Raw genomic sequence first — 21428 nt, 5'->3', positions numbered from 1 at the left:
CGCTCCGCCCTTTGCGTTTTGCTCATGCCGATTGCTGCTCTCTATCACGCCGTGCCGCCCCCTCAGGTCCCCGCGCGCCGGATATTTCGGGCGACCGCCACGCGCCGATCCGTCAGCTGCGCCAAGGCACAGCTTTCCTGTCCGGACAAGCGGTCCGAAAAGTTGCGAATCATGTCGATGTGGCGGCCACCGGCGAAGGCCGACGACGCCCCTGTCTAGTCAGGGCGCGGCGAGTCGATCAAGGGCTGGCCATGTAAAAATACTGAAATAAAAATCTTGACTCACCGGGGGGACCGGAATCCCGCCAAGATGCGATTTTTTCTATTGTTTTCAGTATCTTATTTGTGACAATCCGGAGGCAAAACAACGAATCGCCGTAAATCCGTCACTTACCGCGGTGCAACACTATTGCCACGGCGTTGTCACAATATCCGATGCAAAAAAGGACCCGCGGGCAAGATGCCCGCGGGTCCTTTTTGTTCCCTTTCGGGACGCGATGAATCAGGCGATCGCGTTCACGCTCTTGGTCAGGCGCGAATATTTGCGGGCCACGGTGTTCTTGTGGAGCACGCCCTTCGCGACGCCACGCGCCATTTCGGGCTGCGCCGCCTTCAGCGCGGCAGCGGCGCCATCCTTGTCACCGGCGGCGACGGCGGTTTCGACCTTCTTCACCAGCGTGCGAATGCGCGAAACGCGATTCTTGTTCACGATGGTGCGCGCGGTGTTGCGGCGGATGCGCTTCTTTGCCTGCGGCGTATTGGCCATAAATTCCTCTAGTCTTTCAAACGGTCTACATGGTCGGAGCACAGCCTCAACGGAGCAGCCGAATCGTGCGAGGTGCAGCGAATCAATGTCCGGATGCGGCCGGTTCCGGACGCCCGGACCCTGCTCGAAGGGTGCGCGCATAGCGGCGACAGGCGATTTGGTCAATGGGTTTACGGGAAAAATCCCGCACTAGCGCTGGCATTTGGGGCAATAGAAGGTCGAGCGGCCCGATTGCACGATCCGCGCGATCGTCCCGCCGCATTCGCATTGCTCGCCTTCCCGGCCATAGACGCGCCAGTCCTTGGCGAAATAGCCGAGATCACCTTCGGGGCCGAGAAAATCGCGCAGGGTCGAGCCGCCGGCCGCGATCGCGGCGATCAACACCTCCTTGATCGCGGGGGCCAGCAGGGCGAGCTTCGCCCTGGAGACATCGGCGGCGGGCTTCACCGGCGAAATACGCGCCATGTTGAGCGCTTCGCAGACATAGATGTTGCCGAGCCCCGCGACGATGGTCTGGTCGAGCAGCATCGCCTTGACCGGCGCGCGCCGCCCGGCGAGCGCCTTTGCCAGATAGGCGGCATCGAACGCTTCGGACAAGGGTTCGGGACCGAGCGTCACAAAGGCGGAGAAGCGCGTCAGCGGGTCGCCGCTCACCAGGTCGACCGAACCGAAACGGCGCGGATCGTGGAGGAAGAGCCGATGCCCGGCGCCGGTTTCGAGCAGCAGATGGTCGTGCTTGCCCGCCGCGCCGCCCTCGGTCCGCCAACGCCCCGACATGCCGAGGTGGAAGATCATATGGTCGTCGCGGTCAGTCGAGATGACGCCATATTTGGCGCGGCGCGACAAGGTCGTGACCGTCGCCCCGGTCAGCCGCTGCGCAAGGTCGGCGGGAAAGGGCCGACGCAGGTCCGGACGAAATGTGGTGACCGCCGTCAGCCTTTGCCCTTGGAGAAAGGGCGCGAGGCCGCGGACGGTGGTTTCGACTTCGGGCAACTCTGGCATATCGCCTGTCGGGCTACGCGCCATTTGCGCGCGCGACAAGGCCCCGCTAAAGGCCGTTCGACTTTATCTCTCCCCCGCAAAGGCGCGCACTCCATGGCCACCCCCGATACCGTCAGCTTCGGCTATGAACAGGTCCCCGCGGGCGAGAAGACCGCGATGGTTGGCGAAGTGTTCAGCCGCGTCGCGCGCAAGTACGACATCATGAACGACGCGATGTCGGGCGGCATGCACCGCCTGTGGAAAGACCGCTTCGTGCGCCGCGTGAAACCGCGCGAGGGCGAGACGATCCTCGACATGGCGGGCGGCACCGGCGACATCGCCTTTCGCATGGAGCGCTTCGGCGCCAGCATAACCGTCGCCGACATCAACCCCGACATGCTCGGCGTCGGCGTCGAACGCGCCGCCGAGCGCGGCATCGACAGCCTCGTCTGGTCCGAGCAGAATGCCGAGAAGCTCTCCTTCCCCGACCAGTTTTTCGACGCCTATACGATCGCCTTCGGCATCCGCAACGTCACCGACATCCCGGCGGCGCTGAAGGAAGCGCACCGCGTGCTGCGCTATGGCGGGCGCTTTTTCTGCCTCGAATTTTCGACCAACGAATGGCCGGGTTTCGCGCAGGCCTATGACGCTTACTCGCACCACCTCGTCCCCAAGCTCGGCAAGCTGATCGCCGATGACGAGGACAGCTATCGCTACCTGATCGAATCGATCCGCCGCTTCCCGCCGATGCCGAAGTTCGCGCAGATGATCCGCGACGCGGGCTTCACCGCGGTGAAGGTCGAGCCGATCCTCGGCGGTCTCGTCGCGATCCACAGCGGGTGGAAAGCTTGACCCGACCCGTCACCCATATCGTCCGCCTGCTGAAGTGGGGGCGCATCCTTGCGCGCCACGGCGCGCTGCGCGGGATCGAGACCGCGCCGCAGACGCCGCCGGGGGTGAAGCGGCTGTGCCGCCTCGCGCGGCTCGGGACGATTCAGCCCAAAATCCCCGATTATGCCGCTGCCTTTCAGGCGATCGGCCCTGCGGCGGTCAAGCTGGGCCAGACGCTCGCGACGCGCCCCGATCTGGTCGGCGAAGAGGCCGCGCGCAACCTGCTGAGCCTGCAGGACGCGCTCGCGCCGGTCGCGTTCGAGCGCATCCGCCAGGAAATCGAGGCGACCTTCGAGGTTCCGCTCGAAAGCCTTTACAGCGCATTCGACCCCGAACCCGTCGGATCGGCGTCGATTGCGCAGGTCCACCGCGCGGTGACGACCGACGGGCGCCAGGTCGCGGTCAAGGTGCGCCGACCCGGCATCGACAAGCAGTTCGCGCGCGACATCGAAACCTATGAATGGGCGGCCGCGCATCTCGAAGCCTTTGGCGGCGAAGCGTCGCGCCTCCGCCCGCGGCAGGTGATCGCCAATTTCCGCCGCTGGACGCTGCGCGAGCTCGACCTGCGCCGCGAGGCCGCCTCGGCGTCCGAACTGGCCGACGCGATGGCGGCGGTGCCCGAATATGAGGTGCCCGCGATCGACTGGGACCGCACCGCCAGCCGGGTGATGACGCTGGACTGGATCGACGGCATCAAGATTTCGCATCGCGAGCAGCTCATCGCCGCGGGGCACGACATGGAAAAATTGTCGGCGAACCTCGTCAACGCCTTCCTGCGCCAGGCGATCGCCGAGGGCTTCTTCCACGCCGACATGCATCAGGGCAATTTGTTCGTGAAGGCCGACGGCACGATCGCGGCGGTCGATTTCGGAATCATGGGGCGGATCAACCGGCAGGCGCGCTACTGGCTTGCCGAGATCCTCTATGGGCTAACCACGGGCAATTACCGCCGCGTCGCCGAAATCCATTTCGAGGCGCAATATGTGCCCGACTATCACAATGTCGAAGAATTCGCGACGGCGCTGCGCGCGGTCGGCGAGCCGATGCGCGGCAAGCCGGTGAGCGAGCTCAGCGTCGGGCAGATGCTCGACGGGCTGTTCGCGATCACGCGCGACTTCGACATGCAGACGCAGCCGCACCTGCTCCTCCTTCAGAAGACGATGGTGATGGTCGAGGGCGTCGCGACGATGCTCAATCCCAAGATCAACATGTGGGACGTCTCGGGTCCCTTCGTAAGCGCATGGATCCGCGACGAACTCGGCCCCGAGGCCGCGCTCGCCGACGGTCTGCGCGAACAGGGCAAGACGCTGGCGTTGATCCCCGACATCATCCGCCGCCTCGACGCGCAATTGCCGAAGAAGGGCGCTGCGCCGCCTGCGCCGCCGCTGCCCGACATTCCGCTGATGTGGGACAAGGGCGAGAAGCGGCGCTGGTGGCGCTATGCGCTGACCGCCGTCGCGGGGGCCGCGGCGGGATCCGGCCTCCTCAACTGGCTCGGCTGAGCCGGCGAGCACGCGCGGCTTTTGGTTACCGGACATTTACCCTAAATCATTATGGCCTGACCTCGACCAACCCCGGACGTGAAATCCGGATAGAGCCGAGGTTTCATGCGCCACGACATATTGATTGCCGATTCGCCGCTGACGATCGATGCGCTGCCGCTCGATGTCGCGGTGGTCGTGCCGACGCTCAACGAAGCCGCCAATGTCGAAAAGCTGATCGCGAAACTGTCGGTGGTGCTCGCCGGACGCGGCTGGGAAGTCCTTTTCGTCGATGACAATTCCGCCGACGGGACGAGCGAATTGGTGCGCCGCATCGCCCGCGAATCGCGCCATGTCCGCATCGTCCAGCGCGTCGGCCGGCGAGGCCTGTCGTCGGCGGTGGTCGAGGGCATTTTGGCGACCGCAGCACCCATCGTCGCGGTGATGGACGGCGACCTCCAGCATAGCGAGGACGCGCTGCCGCGGCTGATCGACGCGATTGCGGACGACGGAGCCGATATCGCCGTCGGCACGCGCTATGTCGCGGGCGGCGGGATCGGCGACTGGGACAGCGACCGTGCACGGATGAGCCGGCTCGCGACGCGCGCCGGACAGATCGCGCTCGGCACCGACGTCAGCGACCCGATGAGCGGCTTTTTCGCGATCCGCCGCGACGCCTTCGAGCGCGCCCTGCCGCGCCTGTCGGCGATCGGTTTCAAGATATTGCTCGACATATTGGCGTCTAGCCCCACCCCGCTGAAGGTCGCCGAAATCCCCTATCAATTCCGCAGCCGCGAGGCTGGCGAAAGCAAGATCGGGGCGCGCGTGATCGCCGAATATGCCGAACTGATCGCCGACAAGACGATCGGCCGCTTCGTTCCCGTGCGCCTGATCAAATTCCTGATGGTCGGCGGGCTCGGCGTGTTCGTCCACCTCGCCGTGCTGCGCGCGGTGCTCGGCACGGGCAGCGCCTTTGTCGCCGCGCAGACGGCGGCGGTGATGACCGCGATCGCCTTTAACTTCTTCCTCAACAACAGCTTCACCTATGCCGACCGCAAGCTGAAAGGCTGGCGCCTGATCGGCGGCCTTGCGAGCTTCTATGCGATTTCGGCGCTGGGCGCGGTGGCCAACATCGGCATCGGCACCTGGATGGCAGGACAGGACGAACGCTGGTGGGTCGCGGGGGTCGCGGGCGTCGTCGTCGGCGCGATCTGGAACTTCGCCATGTCGTCGGCGCTGACCTGGCGCAAATGACCGGCGCCGCATCCGGCTGGAACCGTTTTGGCGGGGCATCGCGCCCGGCGGCGGCGGCGGTGCTGGCGCTGCTTGCCCTCGTGATGCTGTGGGGCGCGACCGGCGGCGTCGGGCGCGATCACCTCCGCACCGCGGTGCCGACTTCGGCGCGGTTCGACGGGCTCGTCGGCGATCATGCGCTCTATGCGCGCATTGTGCAGCGTGTCGGCGCTGGCGAATCCTATTATGCCGCGGCGGCGGCCGAGCACCGGGCAGGAAATTATCCGCTGCGCCCGTTCGTGACGGTCCGCCTGCCGACGCTCGCCCATATCCTCGCCACGCTCGGCGAGTGGAATATGATGCTCGCGCTCCTCCTGATCGGCGGCGCGGCGATCCTCTTCTGGTACCGAAGACTGCGGACCGAGGCCGGGCTGCCCCGCTATGCTGCGGTGGGCGCGCTGTTCGTCGCGGCGAACCTAACGCAGCTCGCCGCGCGCGAGTGGCTGTATATTCACGAGGTGACGGCGGGCGTCCTTCTCGCACTGGCGCTCGCGTTCTATCGCCCGGCGCGGCCGTGGGTGACGATGGCCCTCGTCGCAGCCGCGCTGGCGATCCGCGAGACCGTCCTGCCCGTCGCGATGCTGTTCGGGCTGTTCGCGCTGATCGACCGCGACTGGCGCGCGGCCGCCGGGTGGATGGCGGTCGGTCTGGCCTTTGCGGGCGGGCTCGCTGCCCATATCGCCGCGCTCGCCGCGGTCACATCGCCGGCCGACGCGGCGAGCCAGGGCTGGCACGGGCAAGGCGGCTGGATCGCCTATCTGTCGTTCGTTCAGGCTTCGTCGCTGCTGCGTTTCTTCGCGGGCTGGACCGGCGCGCTGCTCGTCCCGCTCGCGCTGCTCGGGTGGGCCGCGTGGCGCTCGCGGCTCGGGCTGGCCGTGCTCGTCGTCCAGCTCCTTTATGCCGCGCTGCTCATGCTCTTTGCGCGGCCCGCCAATTTCTATTGGGCGATGCTGGTCACGCCGACGCTGTTCATCGGTCTTGCCTTCGCGCCCGCCGCGCTCGCCGCGCTGGCGCGTTCGCTGTGGCGCCCGGCACGCACCGTGGCTCCCGCCGCCTAGCTATCCTTGAACTGGCGCGCCGAAGCGCATAACTGGGGAGCGAAGGAGACGGCGATGAATCACCCCCTGTCGATCGCCGCCTGCGGCGGACCGGCCTGCCCCCGCTGATGGCCGCCCCGCGCATCCTGCTCATCATCGGCGGCGGCATCGCCGCGTACAAGAGCATCGAGCTTGTCCGCCTGCTTCGCAAGGCAGGCATGACCGTGCGCTGCGTGATCACGCGCGCGGGCGAGCAGTTCGTGACCCCGCTGACGCTCGCGGCATTGAGCGAGAACAAGGTCCATACCAATCTCTTCGACCTCAAGGACGAGGTCGAGATGGGGCATATTCAATTAAGCCGCGAGGCCGACCTGGTCGTCGTCGCGCCCGCGACCGCGGCCCTGCTCGCGAAAATGGCCGCTGGCATCGCCGACGACCTTGCGACGACGCTGCTGCTCGCGACCGACAAACCGGTGCTCGCGGCGCCCGCGATGAATGTGCGAATGTGGCTGCACGCCGCGACGCGGCGCAATGTCGCCACGCTGCGCGGCGATGGCGTCACGGTGATGGAACCCGACGAGGGCGAGATGGCGTGCGGCGAATATGGCCCCGGCCGCCTGCCCGAGCCCGAAACGATCAAGGCGGCGATCGATACCGCCCTCGCCCACGCGCCCGCCGCAATACCGCTCACCGGCCAGCCCGATTTCGCGCCTGCGAACCATCGCCCGCTGTTCGGACGCCGCATATTGGTCACCGCGGGGCCGACGCACGAGCCGATCGACCCGGTGCGCTATATCGCCAACCGCTCGAGCGGGAAGCAGGGCTTCGCGATCGCCGCCGCCGCCGCCGAGGCGGGCGCGGAGGTGCTGCTGATCGCAGGGCCGGTGCCGCTGCCGACGCCGCCCGGCGTGATCCGCGTCGATGTCGAGACCGCGGTCGAGATGGCCACCGAAGTCGCCGAGGGCCTGCCGGTCGATGCGGCGATCATGGTTGCCGCGGTTGCCGACTGGCGCGCCGCCGACGCGAAGGCGCAAAAGATCAAGAAGGATGGCAGCGGCACCGTCGCGCCGCTCGCGCTCGCCGAAAATCCCGACATATTGGCGAGCGTCGCCAAAAGCCCGGATCGCCCGCCGCTGCTGATCGGTTTCGCCGCCGAAACCAACGACGTCATCGCGCACGCCGAGGCCAAGCTCGCGCGCAAGGGATGCGACTGGATCGTCGCCAACGACGTGTCCGCCGACCCGATGGGCGGCGAAAGCAACCGGGTGCATATCGTTAGCAAAGACGGCGTAGACAGCTGGGACCGGCTCCCCAAACCGGCCGTCGCCCGCAAATTGATGGAAAAGATCGCCGATGAACTCGACAAGCATGTCCCCCTTGCAAGAGATTGAAATCGCCATCCAGCGCCTGCCCAACGGCGGCGGCCTGCCCCTGCCCGCCTATGCGTCGGATGGCGCGGCGGGGATGGACGTCGTCGCGGCGGAGTCGCTGACGATCCGCCCCGGCACGCGCCACGCGGTCGCGACGGGCTTCGCGATGGCGATTCCCGCAGGGTATGAGGTGCAGGTGCGACCGCGTTCGGGGCTCGCGCTCAAGCATGGAGTCACCTGCCTCAACACGCCGGGGACGATCGACAGCGATTATCGCGGCGAAGTGAAGGTGATCCTCGCCAATCTGGGCGACGAACCCTTCGAGATCAGGCGCGGCGACCGCATCGCGCAACTCGTGCCCGCGCCAGTCCAGCGCGCCGCCTTCGCCGAAGTCGAGACGCTTGACGAGACGGCGCGCGGCGCGGGGGGCTTCGGGTCGACCGGGGTCGAAAGCGACGCCGTCGACGAGACGGCGGACACGTTGGGCCTTGCCTCGCTGTCGGGCATCAAGCTGCGCCGCCCGGGCGAATAATGCTCGGCGACGCCGAACTCGACCGGTACGCACGCCAGATCATCCTTCCGGCCTTTGGCGGCGCGGGACAGGCGAAGCTGAAGGCGGCGCATGTCGCGCTGATCGGTGCGGGCGGGATCGGTTGCCCGGCGATCACCTATCTGGCGGCGGCGGGCGTCGGAAAGCTGACGATCATCGATCACGACCGGGTCGAGCTGTCGAACCTCCAGCGCCAACCGCTGTTTACCGACGCCGACCTGGGCGCGCGCAAGGCGGAGGTTGCGGCAGAGGCGGCGCGGCGGATCAATCCGCACGTCGATGCCGTTGCGGTGGCGCAGCGGCTCGACGACGCGAACGCCGAAGCGCTTCTGGCGGGCGCGAACCTGATCCTCGACGGCTGCGACAATTTCGCCACACGGCTTGCGGTCAACCGCGCGGCGGTGACGCTCCAAATTCCGCTGCTCAGCGCCGCGATCGGCGCGTTCGAGGGACAGGTCGCGCTCTATGAGGGCTGGCGCGCGGGCCATGCCTGCTACGCCTGCCTCGTCGGCAACGATCCCGACCGGCCGGGGATCAACTGCGCCGAAACCGGCGTGATGGGCGCGCTCGCGGGGATGATCGGGACGATGGCGGCGCTGGAGGCGGTGCGCGCGCTTTCCGGCTGGGGATCCCCGCTCGCCGGCCGCCTCGCGATCGTCGATATGCTCGATCGCCGCTGGCGCGAGGTCGGCGTGCCCGAGGACCCCGAGTGCCCGATATGCAAGGCCTGAACATCATCGTCGCGGTCGCCGAGGGGCGGCGGCTCTATGCGGCGCTCGAGGCGGGGATGGCGGCGGCCGCGCTCGGGCGCCGGGTGCGCATCTTCCTGCAGGGCGAAGCCGCGGCGCTGCTGCGCGATCCGGTGTCCTTTGCCGGCGACGAGGCGCGCCGCGCGGCGGGCCAGCCCGACCTTGCCTCGCTGGTCGAGGAAGCGGTGGCGATGGAGGTCGCGCTGTTCGTCTGCCAGTCGGGCATGGCGCTCGTCGGCATGGCGGCGACCGATCTGGTGCCGCACGTCCGCGCTGCGGGACTGGTCAGCTTCCTCGCCGACGTGGGCGCCGATGACCAGCTGATCGTCTATTAGGGACACAGACCTAGGGGTTGTCGCAGACCTTGATCGCGTCCGGTTCGGGGCGTTTGCCCTTGGGCACGAAGCGCGCGAGATAGCCGCCGGCGTGCTGCTTGTCGTCGTAGGAGACGAGCTTGTAGCCCACCGCCTGAAACTCGCAGACGAGCAGGCGGAAGGGCGTGCCGTGCTGCGCGATCGGGCGGTCGCCATCGACGACGATCACCTGCCCGCCCGCCCGCAGCGCCGGGCGGAGGCGCCACAGGAAGGCGTAGGGTTCGCCGATCTCGTGATACATATGGACCATGAAAACGCGGTCGAAGCTCGCGCCGGGCAAGCGCGGATCGTCGACCGCGCCGAGTTTCAGCGAAACATTGTCGAGCCGTTCGCGCGCGACGCGGTCGGCGAGCCGCTCGATTACTTCGGGCATGATGTCCTGCGCGAGCACGCGGCCATTGGCGCCGACGCGCTGCGCGAGGCGGACGGTATAATAGCCGTCGCCCGCGCCGATGTCGGCGACGGTCATGCCGGGCCGGACGTCGGCCGAATCCATGACGTCGTCGGCCTCGTTGACGCGATCGCGTGCTTCCTCGGTCGACCATTTGGTCGAGGTGATCGGGGCCACCGGGCGGTCGGCGGGAGGAAATTTGCGCGCCGTTTCGATGCGGTCGCTGTCGTCGCCCCAAGGCGCATCGCAACCACCGAGCAGCGGCAGGAGCGCAAGGAGGGCGAGCGCGCGGCGGATCAATCGATATCCTCCACCTCGACCTTTTCGCCGGTCACCTTCTGCGACAGCGCCGCCGCCATGAACGGGTCGAGCGCGCCGTCGAGCACGTCGCCGGGGGCGGTCGAGGTCACCCCGGTACGCAGGTCCTTCACCAGCTGATAGGGCTGGAGGACGTAGGAGCGGATCTGGTGGCCCCAGCCGATTTCGGTCTTCGCCTGATATTCGCCCGAGGCCGCCGCCTCTCGCTTCTGAAGCTCGGCCTCGTACATCCGTGCCTTGAGCATCCCCATCGCGGTCGCGCGGTTCTTGTGCTGCGAGCGGTCGTTCTGGCTCGCGACGACGATCCCGGTCGGGATGTGCGTGATGCGGACGGCCGAGTCGGTCGTGTTGACGTGCTGCCCGCCCGCGCCCGAGGCGCGATAGGTATCGATCTTGAGGTCGCCCTCGTTGATCTCAATCTCGATATTGTCGTCGATCACCGGATAGACCCAGACGCTCGAAAAGCTGGTGTGGCGGCGCGCCGAGCTGTCATAGGGCGAGATGCGGACGAGGCGGTGGACGCCGCTCTCGGTCTTCGCATAGCCATAGGCATTCTCGCCCTTCACCAGCATCGTCGCCGACTTGATGCCCGCCTGTTCGCCGGCCTGATATTCGACGAGTTCGACCTTCATTCCGCGCTTTTCGGCCCAGCGCATATACATGCGCTGGAGCATTTCGGCCCAGTCCTGGCTCTCGGTCCCGCCGGCGCCGGCATGGACTTCGATATAGGCGTCATTGCCATCGGCCTCACCCGCTAGCAGCGCCTTGATCTTGTCTTCCTCGGCGCGCGCCGCGAGCGCCGCGAGCGAAGCCACCGCCTCGTCGACCATCGCTTCGTCGCCTTCCATCTCGGCGAGTTCGATCAGCTCGGCGGTGTCGGCGCATTCGCTTTCGATCGCGCGCGTCGCCGTGATCGCCTCGTCGAGACGGCGGCGTTCGCGCATGACCTCTTGCGCCGCCTTCGCGTCGTTCCACAGCGTCGGGTCCTCGACCTTCGCATTGAGTTCGTCGAGCCGCCGCACCGCGCGGTCCCAGTCGAGAAAGCGGCGCAGCAACGCCAACGCGGCGCCAATCTTGTCGATATGATCCTGCGCTTCGGCGCGCATGTCCTTGCTCCTGAAATATGTTGGTCCCGCCCTTAGGGCTTCGCGCGCTCCATGAAAAGGCGGCGCGAAAGGAGATGTGCGGCGTCAGATGATGCCGCCGCGATCCTCCAGGAATTCGCTGTCGCTGCGCCGACCCGGACTTTGCTGAACGGGCGCGTCCTGACGCCGCGGTGTCCTGACGGGCTTGATTTCTTCTTCGCGGATCGTCCGCCGCGGCTCGCTTTCGGGCTTGAAGGCCTCCCAGATGATCGATGCCTTGGGATCGGTGCCCGGCCAGCTGCCATAGACGCGCCGGCCCGACTGGCGGTCGATGCGTACCATACGGACGCCCTTTGGCGCCGCGAAGGGAATCGGCTGGCGATCGGCGAGCGCCGCGAGCGCAAAATCCTTGAAGATCGGCGCGGCATAGCTGCCGCCCTGCGCATAGCCGCCCATGCTTCGCGGCTGGTCGAAGCCGATATACATGCCCGCGACCACATCGGGCGTGCCGCCGACGAACCAGACGTCGTTCGGCCCCGTCGTCGTCCCGGTCTTGCCGAATAGCGGCACGCCAAGGTCGCGCAGCCGCACTGCGGTGCCGCGCTGGACGACGCCTTCGAGCATATGGACGACCTGATAGGCGGTGATCGGGTCCATCAGCTGCTTGCCCGACTTGGCGAAGCGCGGCATCGGCCGCCCGTCCCAATCCTTTTTGTTGCAGCCTTCGCACGGTTTCCAGTTCGCCGGGAAGATCACCTTGCCGCGGCGATCCTGCGCATAATCGATCACGCGCGGCTTGAGTTCACGCCCGTGATTGGCGAGCATGGCAAAGGCGTTGGTCATCTTCTCGACCGTTGTCGATCCGGCGCCGAGCGCGGTCGATAGATAGGGTTCGTGCTTGCCGATGCCCATCCTGCCGATCATCTCGACGACCGGTTCCATGCCGACCTGACTCGCCGCGCGCACCGTCATCAGGTTGCGCGACTGTTCGAGACCCCAGCGCATCGTATGCTCGCCGCTGCCGCCCGAATTGCCGAAGTTGCGGAAGCATTTGTTGCCCAGCGCCGCGCCCTGATAGACGCAGAACGGCCCGTCGACGATCATCGTCGCCGGCGTCATGCCATTGTCGAGCGCGGCGGCGTAGACGAAGGGTTTGATCGTCGAGCCCGGCTGGCGTTCGGCCTGCGTCGCGCGGTTGAAGGGAGACAGGCGGACGTCGAAGCCGCCCTGCACCGCATAGATACGGCCCGAATGCGGGCTTTCGACGACCATGCCGCCCGATACTTCGGGAATGTTGCGCAGCGCGTAGCGGTCGGCTCCGGTCGATTTGACGGCGATCAGGTCGCCGGGGCGCATCGCAGAAAAGGCGCTGCCGCCCGTCTTGCGATAACGCAGGGTCGCGGCGCTCGCGGGCAGGCGTCCGCTATCGCCGTTCGCAAAGCCGATCCGCGCCTCACCGCCCGATTTAGAGAGCACCGCGGCAACGCGCCAATTGTCATAGTCGATGCCGATAAAGCTCGACGCAAGGCGGCTCTGCCACTGGTCGTCGGCCTCGATCGTCGCGATCGGCCCCGACCAGCCCTTGCCCGCATCATAACGCTGGAGCCCCTTGCGCAGCGCCATCGCCGCCGCCTGCTGCATCTTGCCGTCATAGGGCGTGCGCACCCAGAGGCCGCCGGCATAGACGCTGAGCGGGCCGTCCTCGGCGGTTTCGCCGAACTGCGCGATCAACTGGCGCCGCACCTCTTCCATATAATAACCGCCGACCTGCGCGATCGCGGTATTGCCACTGTTGGTCAGGCCGAGCGGCATCGCGCGCGCGGCGTCGCGCTGCGCCGCGCTGATCCAGCCATTATCCTCCATCGATCCGAGCACGAAATTGCGGCGCGCCAGCGCCTCGCGCTCGAAGCGCGCGCGGCCATATTTCTCGGGCGCCTTGGGCAGAATCGCGAGGAAGGCCATTTCGTGGAGCTGAAGCTGGTCGACATCCTTGTCGAAATAGGCGCGGCTCGCCGCCTGGACGCCGAAGCTGCGGCGGCCGAGCGGAATTTCGTTGAGATAAAGCTCGAGAATCTGTTCCTTGGTCAGCGCATTCTCGATGCGCATCGCGAGTATCGCCTCGCGCACCTTGCGGCGATAGCTGAGCTCGTTCGTGAGCAGGAGGTTCTTCGCGACCTGCTGCGTGATGGTCGAGGCGCCGATCGGACGGCCGCTGCTCGTCAGGTTGGTGATGATCGCCGAGGCGATGCCCGGATAATCGATGCCGCCGTGGCTGAAGAAGGTCTTGTCTTCGGCCGCGAGGAAGGAGCGCACCAAAAGCTGCGGATATTCGCTATATTCGAGCTGGACGCGGCGTTCACGGGCATAGCTGTGCACCGGCTTGCCCTCGCCATCGCGGACCATCGTCGGCAGCGGCGGCTCATAGTCGCGCAGCTGGTCGACCGAGGGCAGGTCGCGCGCGAAAACGGCCCAGATCAGCGCGATGCCGAGCAGGCCGGCAAGCACCAGATAGCCGAGCCAACGGAACCAGCGCCGCGTCCACATGTCGCGGAACCAGGCGATGACGGCATTGCCGTCGCGGCGGAGGCGAAGGCGGAAATCGGGCGGACTGTCGGCGGCCATATGCCCCGCCTCTAAAGCCTGTGTCGCCGAAAGGGAAGCATGGTTGCGGCGAGGCGGGCTATGAGGCGCTGTCGGCCAGATCGAGCAGCGTCCGGCGTAGCATCGAGGCGACTTCGGCGAAGACGGTGCCGGACGAAACGCGATCTTCTTCGTAAAGCATTTCGTCGACCGCAAAGCCGATCTCGACCGCGAGCCGCAGGGGCGTCCACAGGGTTTGGCGGTCGGCGCCGGGAAGATGCGGGCCACAGGCGTCCGTCAACCGGTCGGCAACATCGCGATGCGATTCGAGTCGGACGTGGACAAGTTGCGGCGACGCGTGGAGTGCGCGCAAAATCCACACCGCCCCCGGTTCGGCGCGCGTCACAGCCGCATTTTCGGCCAGCAGTTCGCCGATATGATCGGCCATGTCCGCGATTCCGGCCGGAGCATGGCGCGCCAGCCAGGCTTCGAGGACGGTGTTCTGGCGTTGCATCAGCCGCCGGCCGAGCGCTTCGAGCACCGCATATTTGTCACCGAAATAACGGTAAAGCGCGGGCGGGGTGAGCCCGGCGCGCGCCGCGATCATATTGGTCGAGATCCGTTCGATTCCGACCTCGGCAAGCAATTCGCCCGCGACGTCGAGCAGGCGTTCGCGCGTCTGGCGCGCGCGATCCTGCTGCGGCGGGCGGCGGGCGGCTACGCTCATCGCGCGCGGCCGCGCGCGCTGACCGGCCAGATGTCGATGAGCGCGTCGCCGGAAACGACATGGTAGAAATCATAGAGATTCACCGTCGGATCGCAGTGCGGAACGGTCAGGCTGACCGGATCGCCGGGGGCGAGTTCGGTCCCGATTTCGGGCGCGATGAGCGCGGCATGTTCGTCGCCCATGAAAGCGAAAAAGGCCGTTTCGGACGCGCCGCGCTGCACCACCGCGACACCGCCGTCGGTCGAGAGCGACTTGTAGCCGGCATCGATCGTGACGAGCCCGCTGTGGTTCGCGCTGACGACGCGCGCATCGACCGACAGCGACACCTCGAACGGCGACGCTTCACCACCCGTGATGTCGCAATCGAGATATTGCTTGTCCATGAAGACGTATGACCCGGCCTGCAACTCGGTGAAGACGCCGAGGTCGAGGTCTATCCGGTGCGTTCCCGTGCCCGATCCGGTGACGATGGCGGGCGCGAAGCCGGCATCGGTCAGCGCGGCGATGACCTCCTGCAGATAGGCGGTGCGCTCGACGATCGCGGCGCGGCGATCGGCATAGCTTTCGATATGCTGCTGCGACCCGCAATAATATTGGACGCCGCGATATCGAAGCTTGGATGACCGGTGGATCGCCTTGGCGAGTGCGACCGCCGCCTCGGCCGAGGCGACACCGGTGCGCGCGATCCCCGGGTCGATGTCGATGACGACGTCGAGCCGCGCGTCGGCAGCGGCGAGCGCGACCTGCACCCGTTCGGCGACGGCGGGATGGTCGACCACCGCCATCAGCCCTTCGGCCCGCGCGGCGAGCCCCGCCAGCCGCTCGACCGCGCGCGGCGCAGCGACGGGCGAGGTGATGAGGATGCCTGTCACGCCGCCATCGGCCAGCACCTCGGCCTCGCCGATCTTGGCGCAGCAGACACCGACCGCGCCCGCCGCGATCTGGCGCTTGGCGATATCGACGCTTTTATGCGTCTTCGCATGCGGGCGCAGCGCGACCCCCTTGCCCGCCGTCAGCGCGGCCATCGCCGCAATATTGCGGTCGAGCGCCTCGACGTCGAGCACCAGCACGGGCGTGTTGAGGTCAGCGCGCGATCCCTGGCGGCCGATCAGATGTTCGTGCAATTCGCGGTCGGTCGTCATGCGAAAAAGGCCTCCAGATGCGGATTGAGAAATTTTCCGCGCGGGTCGGCGGCGTGGCGCACGGCGCTGTAGCGCCCCGCCATCGGATAGAGCGCCGTGACGTCGGCACGGTTCAATGTGTGACGCTTGGCCCAGTGCGGTCGCCCGCCGGCGCTTCGGAAGATCGCCTCGGCCTCGGCGAACAGGGAAGCCCATGGCATCTTCGCATATTGGTGCATCGAGATCGCGGCGACCGGGCCCGCGTTCATCGGGCTCATCCATATATCGTCGGCGGCGACGGTGCGATATTCGAAGGGAAAGGCCACCGGCAGACGTTTCCTTCGGATCCAGCCGACGATCTCGTCCAGCGTGTCGAGCCCGACGGCACGCGGCATTTCATATTCCATCTCCTCGAAGCGGACCGTGCGGTCGGACGGAAAGATGTTGTGCGCGGGGCCGCGGCGGCGGCCCGAAATGCCGCTTTTCATCATCAATCGCTGGAGAAAGGGGGTCAGGAACGGCAGGCGCGCCGAGATATCGAGGATACGGCGAAAGGTCGCCTCCTCCATGTCGGTCGTCGTCGGCGGCGGGTCGCAGGGATCGCAGGGATCGAGCGTCTTCAGGATCACATGGTCGCTGTGCGGGAAGAACCAGAATTCGATATGGCGATGCCGCTGCGCCAGTTCGTCATGGCTTTCGCGGATTTCGGCCCAGCGTCGTTTTTCGATCCGTTCGGCGAGATGAAAGGCCGGGACGACAGCGACCTCGATTTCGGTCGCAACGCCGAACAGCCCGAGCGACAGGCGCTGCGCCTGATAGAGATCGGCGTTGGTCGTCGCATCGCACCAATGCACATCGCCCTCGGCATCGACGAGGCGGAAACCGCGCGCGAAGGTCGAAAGCGAACCAAGATCGACACCGGTGCCGTGGGTGCCGGTCGCCATTGCGCCGGCAAGCGATTGCGGATTGACGTCGCCCTGATTGGCGAGCGCCAGCCCCTCCTCCCACAAGGCCGCGGTGAGCCGGCGGATGCTCCAGCCGGCCGGAATACGCGCGGTCCGGCGGTCGGCGGCCACGCGGATCGCGCCCGCCATATCTTCGAGGCTGAGGATCAGCTCGCTCGATTCGCACAGCGGCATGAAGCTGTGCCCAGCGCCGGTGACGCGCAATTTGCTGGCGCTGCGGACGAGCGCCGCCAGCTCATCCTCGCTTTGCGGGCGCGCAAGGGCGGCGCTCGCGGTCACGCTGCCCGACCAGTTGCTCCACGCCATACGCCTCTCCCAACCCGCCGAGGCTGGCGGCGCACGAAAAGTTAGTCAAGACTATATATTGCCGGAAGGGCGGTTCATCGCTCCGCGATCCGGCGGGCGAAGTGGATCTGCACCGCTTCGCGAACGCCGCGTGCGACCTTCTTCTGGCCGGCGGACGAAGCGAGGAATTCGATATCGTCCTTGTTCGAGATGAAGCCGGTTTCGAAAAGCACCGATGGGGTGTCGGGCGCCTTCAGCACGATGAAGGAGGCGAAGCGGTGCGCGGTGGTGCGGAATTTGACCTCGTCGGACGCCTCGCGCTGAAGCAGCCGCGCGAAGTCGGAGGCGACGTTCATCGACTCGCGCTGGGTGAGGTCGAGCAGGATCGCCGACACGTCGCCGCTATGCGCGCCGAGATCGACGCCATTGATGATATTCGCCTTGTTCTCCCGCGCCGCCAGCCGCGCCGCCTCGCGGTCGGAAGCGACCTCTGACAGCGTATAGATCGACGCGCCGCTGGCCTCCTGGTTTTCGGCGGCGTCGGCGTGGACCGAGATGAACAGGTCGGCTTTCAGCCGCCGCGCGATGCCGTAACGTTCCTCGAGCACGAGGAAACGGTCGTCCGAGCGCGTAAGCGCGACGCGCACCCGGCCCAGCGCGAGCAGATCCTTTCGGATCGCGCGGGCCAGCGCCAGCGTGATGTCCTTTTCCCGGCTGCCGTCGTGCGGCGAGATCGCGCCGGGATCGTGCCCGCCGTGACCGGCGTCGATCACGACCAGCGGCAGCCGCGCATCGGCAGGGCCATCGATGCGCGGCAGCGTCACCGCGGGCTTGGGCTTTCCGATCGGGACGGTCACGCTGTAGCGCTTTTCCGGGCGCTTGGCGCGAAAGCCGGCGAATGATCGCGGTTCGCCGCGCGGAGCCCGCGAAGCAGGCCCAAATTCGCCCGTTATGAGGGGGCGCGGATCGCCATCGATCGCGCCCGCCTGCCCCGGCGATGCTGCCGGGAGGGCTCCGATCAGGCCAATCAGGACGAGCAGCGGACTCATGGCCTGTCTATGCCGTCCACGGCGGGCGATGGTCCAGCTTTATTCGGATTCGTCGGCGCCCGGCACGTCATCGCGGTGAATCCGCCCTTGACCATGGCGGGACAATGCCGCGCCGACCGGCGGGTCAGCCGCCGATTCCGCAAACGCAACCCGATGGTTTTCTTGCAACACCTCCACGCCATCCCATCTTTCTGCGGCGGTTGTGGTTGCCGTCGGTCCGTGCCGATGCTAGCACGCCATCACTGACGGTGTCGTTCCCGGTGCCGTCCGGCCTTTTGAGGGGAGGGCCTGTTCCGCGAATATGCGGATCATGGCCGCCTTGGCGCCGGACATATTGGGAAGGACAAGCCTGCCGCCAGTCCACCCGGTTGACCGGACAGTCGGGGCGTTCGCAAGGCGCCCGCCCTGCCCGCCCGCTCATCCCGTAACAGGTTGATGCCGTATGAGGCTTGCCATGCCCTCTTCATATCCCGACGCGGGCGCTTTCGCCCCGGCCGTCGCCGGATTTGAAGACCGCATGCGCGTCCAGGACCGGACGCAGGCTCCTTTCGGCAATAACGTCTTTTTTCCTTTCATCCGTATCCGCCGCGGCCTTCCGCAAGGAGGGTTAGCGGGATTTTTTGATGGCGCGCCGAGGCGCGCTTGGAGTGTAACTAATGACCACGCGCATGTTGATCGACGCGCGGCACCGGGAAGAAACCCGGGTCGCCGTCACCAAGGGAAACCGAATCGAGGAGTTTGATTTCGAGTCCGCCGAGCACAAGCAGCTCAAGGGCAATATCTATCTGGCCAAGGTGACCCGCGTCGAACCGTCGCTGCAGGCGGCGTTCGTCGAATATGGCGGCAATCGCCACGGCTTCCTCGCCTTCAGCGAAATCCACCCCGACTATTACCAGATTCCGAAAGAGGATCGCGAAGCACTGCTCCGCGAAGAGGCCGAGCACGCCGCCGCCGCCGCGCAGCGCGCCGAGGAGGACCTCGACGAGCTCGAAGGCGATGTCGCCGACGTCGAATATCATGACGAAGACGAAAATGGCGACGCCCCCGCCCCCGAAACCATCGGCGAAGACGCCGACGGCGACGAAGGCGACGCTGAAAACGGCGACGCCGAGGACGGGGAAGAAGGCGCCGAGGAAGGCTCAGAAGGAACCGGGGACGGTCGCGGCGACCGCAAGCGCCGTGGACGCGATGGCCGCAAGGGCGGCCGTGGCCGCGGGCGCGGGCGTCGGGGTGACGACGAGGACGGCGAGAGCCGCATGTCGCTGCGCCGCCGCTACAAGATCCAGGACGTCATCCGTCGCCGCCAGGTGATGCTGGTGCAGGTCGTCAAGGAAGAACGCGGCAACAAGGGCGCTGCGCTCACCACCTATCTGTCGCTCGCCGGCCGCTATTGCGTGCTGATGCCGAACACGATGCACGGTGGCGGGATCAGCCGGAAGATTTCGAACGGCGCCGATCGCCGCAAGCTGAAGGCGATGATCGACGAGCTCAATCTGCCGCCGACGATGGGCTGCATCGTGCGCACCGCAGGGATGAGCCGCACCAAGGTCGAGATCAAGCGCGACTTCGACTATCTCGCGCGCCTGTGGGACGAAATTCGCGAGAATACGCTGGGTTCGAGCGCGCCGGCGCTGATCCATTCGGACAGCGACCTCGTCAAGCGCGCGATCCGCGACATCTATCACAAGGACATCGAGGAAGTGCTCGTCGAGGGCGACGAGGGCTACAAGGCCGCCAAGCAGTTCATGAAGCTGTTGATGCCGAGCCACGCGCGGCGCGTGAAGCAATATGCCGATCCCGTGTCGCTCTATCAGCGTTACGGCGTCGAGGATCAGCTCGCCGGGATGCTCAATCCGGTCGTCCAGCTGAAATCGGGCGGCTATCTGGTGATCAACCCGACCGAAGCCTTGGTGTCGATCGACATCAATTCGGGCCGATCGACGCGCGAGCATAATATCGAGCAGACCGCGCTCAGCACCAACCTCGAGGCTGCGGCCGAAATCGCGCGCCAGCTGCGCCTGCGCGACATGGCCGGGCTGGTCGTGATCGACTTCATCGACATGGATCATGGCTCGAACGTCCGCAAGGTCGAGCGCGCGATGAAGGATGCGTTGAAGAACGACCGTGCGCGCATCCAAGTCGGCCGCATCTCGGGCTTTGGCCTGATGGAGATGAGCCGCCAGCGCTTGCGCACCGGCGTGCTCGAAGCCTCGACGCGTCCCTGCCCGCATTGCGAAGGCACCGGCCTCGTCCGCACCGCCTCGTCGGCGGGTCTCAGCGCACTGCGCCTGATCGAAGAGGAAGCCGCGCGCGGCAAGGGTAACAAGATCACCCTGCGCGCGAGCCAGGAGGCGACCTTCTACCTCCTCAACGAAAAGCGCCGCGAACTGCGCGAGATCGAGGAGCTTTATGGCGTCACGGTCGAGATCCTGCCCGATGGCGAGACCGAAGGTGCGCGCATGGCGGTCGAAGTGAGCGGTCCGCCGCCGATCGCCCGCCGCAGCTTCGCACCGATCACACCGATCGAGGACGATGACGACGACTATCCCGAGGACGAGGAAGAAGAAGCCGAAGAAGAGGCCGCCGAAGATCGTCCTGCGCGTTCGCGTGACCGCGAAGAAGGCGCGCGCGACCGCGAGGAAGGCGATGCCGACGGCGAAGGCCGCAAGCGCCGCCGCCGCCGCCGCCGCGGCCGCCGCGGGCGTCGCGACGAGGAAGGCAATGAGACCGCTGACACCGTCGAAAGCGGCGAGGAAGGCGAAGGCGATGCCGCCGGGGCCGGCGAAGACGAGGAGGCTCCCGCCGACGCAGCCGTGGCTTCCGAGGCGGAGGCCGAAGAGGCCGAAGCCAAGCCGCGGCGCCGCCGTGGTGGCCGGAGCCGCAAAAAGGCCGACGCCGAGGAAAACTCCGGTGAGGCCGTGGCCGAAGAAGCGGCACCGCTAGAAGTGGCCGAAGCGCCGCCCGAACCGGTTGTCGAGGAAGCGCCGGCCGCCGAGGAGAAGCCGAAACGCAAGCGCGCGCCGCGCAAGACCAAGGCCGCCGCGGCCGCCGAAGCCGAAGCTGCGGAAGCCGCTGCAGAGGCGCCGGTCCCCGAAGCGCCTGCCGTCGAAGCGCCGACCGAAGCCGAACCCGCCAAGCCCGCGCCAAAGAAGCGCGCAAGCCGGGCGAAGAAAGCCGTCGCCGCCGAAGCCGCCCCCGAAGCCACGCGCGAGGCCGAACCCGTCGCCGCCAATGGCGACGAGTCGGGCGAAGGCGCCGAGGGCGAACCGCGCCGCGGCTGGTGGCAGCGCACATTTGGCAACTGATTGACCAAGTCGATCGGGCGGAAACTGATCCGCGGCAACCGATCGCAGAATCTGCAAGCTGACCTTGCGTCCGCGCGTGCTGGCCCCCAATAAGCCTTTATGGCTTCACTC

General features: G+C 66.8%; 18 protein-coding genes. 9 read left to right on the top strand and 9 right to left on the bottom strand.

All coding sequences use genetic code 11. The features are described 5' to 3' along the window. Positions 1 to 501: 501 nt before the first annotated feature. Both rpsT and mutM read right to left on the bottom strand, forming a co-directional pair. Positions 502 to 765 carry a 30S ribosomal protein S20 gene (gene rpsT, locus VSX79_RS18560; RefSeq protein WP_179498173.1) on the bottom strand — a complete coding sequence of 88 codons (264 nt, stop codon included), beginning with the start codon at positions 763 to 765 and terminating at the stop codon, positions 502 to 504. A gap of 189 nt (positions 766 to 954) precedes the next feature. Beyond that, entirely contained in the window at positions 955 to 1767 is an 813-nt protein-coding gene (mutM, locus tag VSX79_RS18555; protein ID WP_326914064.1) for a bifunctional DNA-formamidopyrimidine glycosylase/DNA-(apurinic or apyrimidinic site) lyase, read from the bottom strand. Positions 1768 to 1860: 93 nt separating this feature from the next. Here mutM and VSX79_RS18550 point away from each other — a divergent pair, with 93 nt between their 5' ends. From VSX79_RS18550 to VSX79_RS18515, 8 genes are all read left to right on the top strand, one after another. Beyond that, positions 1861 to 2598 (top strand): class I SAM-dependent methyltransferase, encoded by a 738-nt coding sequence (locus tag VSX79_RS18550; RefSeq protein ID WP_179498169.1) that lies wholly within the window; start codon positions 1861 to 1863, stop codon positions 2596 to 2598. After that, positions 2595 to 4139, top strand: coding sequence for a 2-polyprenylphenol 6-hydroxylase (gene ubiB, locus VSX79_RS18545; protein ID WP_326914063.1), 1545 nt, complete (start codon positions 2595 to 2597; stop codon positions 4137 to 4139). Before VSX79_RS18550 ends, ubiB begins: the two co-directional genes overlap by 4 nt. Before the next feature lie 105 nt (positions 4140 to 4244). Next, entirely contained in the window at positions 4245 to 5372 is a 1128-nt protein-coding gene (locus VSX79_RS18540; protein ID WP_326914062.1) for a glycosyltransferase family 2 protein, read from the top strand. Further along, positions 5369 to 6469 (top strand): hypothetical protein, encoded by a 1101-nt coding sequence (locus tag VSX79_RS18535; protein WP_326914061.1) that lies wholly within the window; start codon positions 5369 to 5371, stop codon positions 6467 to 6469. The genes VSX79_RS18540 and VSX79_RS18535 overlap by 4 nt, the downstream gene beginning before the upstream one ends. A gap of 107 nt (positions 6470 to 6576) precedes the next feature. Further along, positions 6577 to 7839, top strand: a complete 1263-nt coding sequence (coaBC, locus tag VSX79_RS18530) for a bifunctional phosphopantothenoylcysteine decarboxylase/phosphopantothenate--cysteine ligase CoaBC (protein WP_179498161.1) — start codon at positions 6577 to 6579, stop codon at positions 7837 to 7839. Then, positions 7817 to 8350 carry a dUTP diphosphatase gene (gene dut, locus VSX79_RS18525; RefSeq protein WP_179498159.1) on the top strand — a complete coding sequence of 178 codons (534 nt, stop codon included), beginning with the start codon at positions 7817 to 7819 and terminating at the stop codon, positions 8348 to 8350. Before coaBC ends, dut begins: the two co-directional genes overlap by 23 nt. Further along, positions 8350 to 9099 (top strand): HesA/MoeB/ThiF family protein, encoded by a 750-nt coding sequence (locus VSX79_RS18520; RefSeq protein ID WP_326914060.1) that lies wholly within the window; start codon positions 8350 to 8352, stop codon positions 9097 to 9099. Before dut ends, VSX79_RS18520 begins: the two co-directional genes overlap by 1 nt. After that, a complete protein-coding gene (locus tag VSX79_RS18515; protein ID WP_326915279.1) occupies positions 9087 to 9452 on the top strand; it encodes a DsrE family protein in 366 nt (121 codons plus the stop codon). The genes VSX79_RS18520 and VSX79_RS18515 overlap by 13 nt, the downstream gene beginning before the upstream one ends. A gap of 10 nt (positions 9453 to 9462) precedes the next feature. Here the strand turns inward: VSX79_RS18515 and VSX79_RS18510 are convergent, their stop codons facing one another. The 7 genes from VSX79_RS18510 to VSX79_RS18480 all read right to left on the bottom strand — a co-directional run bounded on the left by VSX79_RS18510 (position 9463) and on the right by VSX79_RS18480 (position 18012). After that, positions 9463 to 10182: a class I SAM-dependent methyltransferase gene (locus VSX79_RS18510; protein WP_179498155.1), complete on the bottom strand. Its 720-nt coding sequence runs from the start codon at positions 10180 to 10182 to the stop codon at positions 9463 to 9465. Further along, positions 10179 to 11306 carry a peptide chain release factor 2 gene (gene prfB / locus VSX79_RS18505; RefSeq protein WP_179498153.1) on the bottom strand — a complete coding sequence of 376 codons (1128 nt, stop codon included), beginning with the start codon at positions 11304 to 11306 and terminating at the stop codon, positions 10179 to 10181. The genes VSX79_RS18510 and prfB overlap by 4 nt, the downstream gene beginning before the upstream one ends. Before the next feature lie 84 nt (positions 11307 to 11390). Then, positions 11391 to 13907, bottom strand: coding sequence for a penicillin-binding protein 1A (locus VSX79_RS18500; protein WP_326914059.1), 2517 nt, complete (start codon positions 13905 to 13907; stop codon positions 11391 to 11393). A 58-nt stretch (positions 13908 to 13965) separates the two neighbouring features. Next, on the bottom strand, positions 13966 to 14592 hold the full coding sequence (locus VSX79_RS18495; protein ID WP_179498143.1) for a TetR/AcrR family transcriptional regulator: 627 nt from the start codon (positions 14590 to 14592) through the stop codon (positions 13966 to 13968). Then, positions 14589 to 15734, bottom strand: coding sequence for a DSD1 family PLP-dependent enzyme (locus VSX79_RS18490; protein WP_179498141.1), 1146 nt, complete (start codon positions 15732 to 15734; stop codon positions 14589 to 14591). The genes VSX79_RS18495 and VSX79_RS18490 overlap by 4 nt, the downstream gene beginning before the upstream one ends. Further along, the gene (locus VSX79_RS18485) at positions 15731 to 16984 is read right to left on the bottom strand and encodes a D-arabinono-1,4-lactone oxidase (protein ID WP_326914058.1); all 1254 of its coding nucleotides are present in this window, start codon (positions 16982 to 16984) and stop codon (positions 15731 to 15733) included. The genes VSX79_RS18490 and VSX79_RS18485 overlap by 4 nt, the downstream gene beginning before the upstream one ends. Positions 16985 to 17058: 74 nt before the next feature. Next, positions 17059 to 18012, bottom strand: a complete 954-nt coding sequence (locus tag VSX79_RS18480) for an N-acetylmuramoyl-L-alanine amidase family protein (protein ID WP_179498137.1) — start codon at positions 18010 to 18012, stop codon at positions 17059 to 17061. A gap of 656 nt (positions 18013 to 18668) precedes the next feature. On the opposite strand from VSX79_RS18480, the gene VSX79_RS18475 reads away from it, so the two are divergent. Continuing rightward, a complete protein-coding gene (locus VSX79_RS18475; RefSeq protein WP_326914057.1) occupies positions 18669 to 21317 on the top strand; it encodes an Rne/Rng family ribonuclease in 2649 nt (882 codons plus the stop codon). Positions 21318 to 21428: the final 111 nt, after the last annotated feature.

The sequence above is a fragment of the Sphingopyxis chilensis genome, assembly GCF_035930445.1.
GTDB classification, from domain to species: domain Bacteria; phylum Pseudomonadota; class Alphaproteobacteria; order Sphingomonadales; family Sphingomonadaceae; genus Sphingopyxis; species Sphingopyxis chilensis.
This window is presented reverse-complemented; position numbering and strand designations above follow the sequence as displayed.